This is a genomic window from Kitasatospora sp. NPDC093558 (assembly GCF_040683475.1).
GTDB lineage: Bacteria > Actinomycetota > Actinomycetes > Streptomycetales > Streptomycetaceae > Kitasatospora.
Window position 1 is genome coordinate 1 of the sequence record NZ_JBFBDY010000682.1, and the last position, 3189, is coordinate 3189.

1 protein-coding gene and 1 pseudogene are annotated in these 3189 nt (G+C 72.5%); one reads left to right on the top strand and one right to left on the bottom strand.

The annotated features are described in order from the left end of the window. The first annotated feature begins 289 nt into the window (after positions 1-289). Positions 290-1974 (top strand): annotated as a pseudogene (locus AB0O00_RS33650) (IS1182 family transposase). 64 nt (positions 1975-2038) lie between these two features. Here AB0O00_RS33650 and AB0O00_RS33655 read toward each other — a convergent pair. Next, positions 2039-2983, bottom strand: coding sequence for a bifunctional riboflavin kinase/FAD synthetase (locus tag AB0O00_RS33655; protein ID WP_363658324.1), 945 nt, complete (start codon positions 2981-2983; stop codon positions 2039-2041). Positions 2984-3189 lie beyond the last annotated feature (206 nt).

Here is a 3189-nt window from a genome sequence, read left to right on the forward strand (position 1 = left end):
AGCCCCCGCCCCCCGCCGGGTACGGCTACCCGCCCCCCCACCGGGGCGGCGCCCAGCCGCCCGCGCCGGAGTGGCCCCAGCCGGCCGCCCCGCACCCGGCCCCGCCCGCGGAGCCGGACGGCTACCAGCCGCCCCCCGGCTACGGCTACCCGCCGCAGCCCCCGCAGTGACGCCGAAGGGCCCGCCGACCAGGTGACGCTGTTGGTTAATTCGGGCCTTTGCGTGACGTCGGCCTCCAAGACCACAACCAGGTCTTGGAGGCCGACGTTGTCGTGTGGGGAGGGTGTCGATGTCGATGCGGCCGGTGGAGTCCGGGGAGATCCCGGCGGAGACGGTGCGGGTGGCGCGGGCGGCGTTCCCGAAGGGGAGTCTGGCGATTCGGGTCCGGGACGAGGTGGGGGTGTTGTTCCGGGACGAGCAGTTCGTGGATCTGTTCCCAGGGCGGGGCAAGCCGGCCTGGTCACCGGGCCGGCTTGCCCTCGTTGTGGTGTTGCAGTTCGTGGAGGGCTGACCGATCGGCAGGCGGCCGAGGCGGTGCGAGCCAGGATCGACTTCAAGTACGCGCTCGGCCTGGCGCTGGATGATCCCGGCTTCGACTACTCGGTGCTGTCGGAGTTCCGCGATCGTCTGGTCGAAGCGGACGCCGGCCGGCGGGTGCTGGACTCCGTCCTGGCCGCCGCCCGGGACAAGGGCCTGCTCACGACCACGGGCCAGGCCAGGACCGACTCGACGCACGTGCTGGCGGCCGCTCGCGCACTGAGCCGACTGGAGATGGTGGCCGAGACACTGCGCGCGAGCCTGAACGCCATCGCCCGCTCCGCCCCCGCCTGGCTGGCCGACGTCGCCGAACCGGACTGGTTCACGCACTACGCCACCCGAGCCAAGGAGTCGCGTTTCCCCCGCAGTCGTGCCAAGCGGGAGGAGGTGGGTCTGCGGATCGGCCGTGACGGCATGCGGCTGCTGCAGGCCGTCTTCGGCTCCGGCACTGCGGGCGCCTTGCGTGAGCTGGACGAGGTGGAGACCCTGCGGCGGGTCTGGGTCCAGCAGTTCCACCTGGTTGATGGCGAGGTGAGAAACCGGGACCCCAAAGACCGGCCGCCGGGCGCGATGCTCCTGGTCACCCCCTATGACGTCGAAGCCCGGGGCAGCGTCAAGCGCGAGATGCAGTGGGACGGTTTCAAGGTCCACCTCACCGAGACCTGCGAGAGCGACGCCGTGCACCTGGTGACGAACGTGGTCACCACGGTCGCGCCGGTCCCCGATGACCGGATGGCCGCCGTCGTCCACGCGGGCCTGGCCGAACGCAACCTGCTGCCCGACGAGCACTGGGTGGACACCGGTTACGCGAACGCCCCCGCCATGGCAGCCGCACGGCGCGATCACGGCGTCGCGCTGCACGGCCCGCTGAAGTCCGTCACCTCGGCCCAGTCCCAAGGCGAGGCCGCCTACGGTCAGGACGCCTTCACCATCGACTGGGACCGGCAGCAGGTGGCCTGCCCGAACGGCGCCGTCAGCAGCCAGTGGGCCACCCGCCGCTCCCAGCAGCGGCTCCCGGTCATCCGGGTCCGCTTCTCACCCGCCGACTGCGGCCCCTGCCCGCACTTGCGCGCATGTGTCAGCTCCCCGAACGCTCAGCGCCGGGAGATCACGCTGCGGACCCGTGACGAGTACGAGGCACTCCACCAGGCCCGGGCCATTCAACAGACCGACGAGTGGAAGGACCGCTACAAGATCCGCGCAGGCGTCGAAGGCACGATCTCCCAAGGTGTCGGACGATGCGGCCTGCGCAGATCCCGCTACCGCGGCCTCGCCAAGACCAGCCTCCAGCACCAGCTCACAGGCGCCGCGATCAACCTCGCCCGCATCGACGCCCACCTCACCCAAAACCCCCGGGCCCGCACCCGAACCAGCCACTTCGCAGCACTTCGCCCCGCCGACCAACTGGTCGGCGGGGCGAAGCAGGACCCGAATTAACCAACAGCGTCACCAGGTCGGCGGGCCCTTCGCGGGTACTCGGGGCGGGCCCCCAAGGGACGGCTCAGGCGCCGTCGGTCAGCTCGCGGGCCTGCTTGACGTCGTCGGCCATGCGGTCGAGCAGCGCGTCGATCGAGTCGAACTTCTCCATCCCGCGCAGGTAGGCCAGGAAGTCCACGGCCACGTGCAGCCCGTACAGGTCCAGGCCGACCCGGTCGATGGCGTACGCCTCGACGGTGCGCGCCGTGCCGTCGAACGTCGGGTTGGTGCCCACCGAGATCGCGGCCGGCATGCGCTCGCCGTCGGCGGTCAGCCAGCCCGCGTACACGCCGTCGGCCGGGATAGCGCTGTGCGCCACGGTCTCCACGTTGGCCGTCGGGTACCCGAGCTCGCGCCCGCGCTGCGCCCCGCGCACCACGACGCCCTCGACCCGGTGCGGCCGGCCCAGCACCTCGCCGGCCCCGGCCATGTCGCCCGACGCGACCAGGCGGCGGGTCAGCGTGGAGGAGAACGGCTCGCCCGCGCCGGCCGTGCCGCTCACCTGGAGGTCGACCACCTCGACGTCGAAGCCGGCCGCCCGGCCCAGCTCGCCGAGCAGCGCCACGTCCCCGGCCGCCCGGTGCCCGAAGCGGAAGTTGGGGCCCTCGATGACGACGCGCGCGTGCAGCGCGTCCACCAGCACCTGCCGGACGAACGTCTCCGGCGACTCCTGCGACAGCTCCGGGGTGAACGGCAGCACCAGCACCGCGTCCACGCCGAGGCCCGCGATCAGCTCGGCGCGCCGGGCCTGCGGGGCGAGCAGCGCGGGGTGGCTGCCCGGGCGGATGACCTCGCGCGGGTGCGGGTCGAAGGTGACGACGACGGACGGGACGCCGAGCTCGCGGGCGCGCTCGACCGCCCGTCCGATGATCAGCTGGTGTCCGCGGTGCACCCCGTCGAACGAGCCGATGGTGACGACGCTGCGTCCCCAGTCACCGGGGATCTCCTCCAGGCCACGCCAGCGCTGCACCCTGACCGCTCCTTGTTCCGTACGGCGCGTACCTTCTGTACGCTCAAACGCTCAAACCCGAACCCCTATAGCGTGCCATGCGCCTGCCCCTGCTCAGGCACCGGAATGCGGGTTGATCGCACCACACGTTCGAACGGCGCGCGCTCCGCCTCCGCGGCGGCGTACTGGGGGTCCCGCCCGGCCGCCGCCAGGGCCCGCATCCGGGC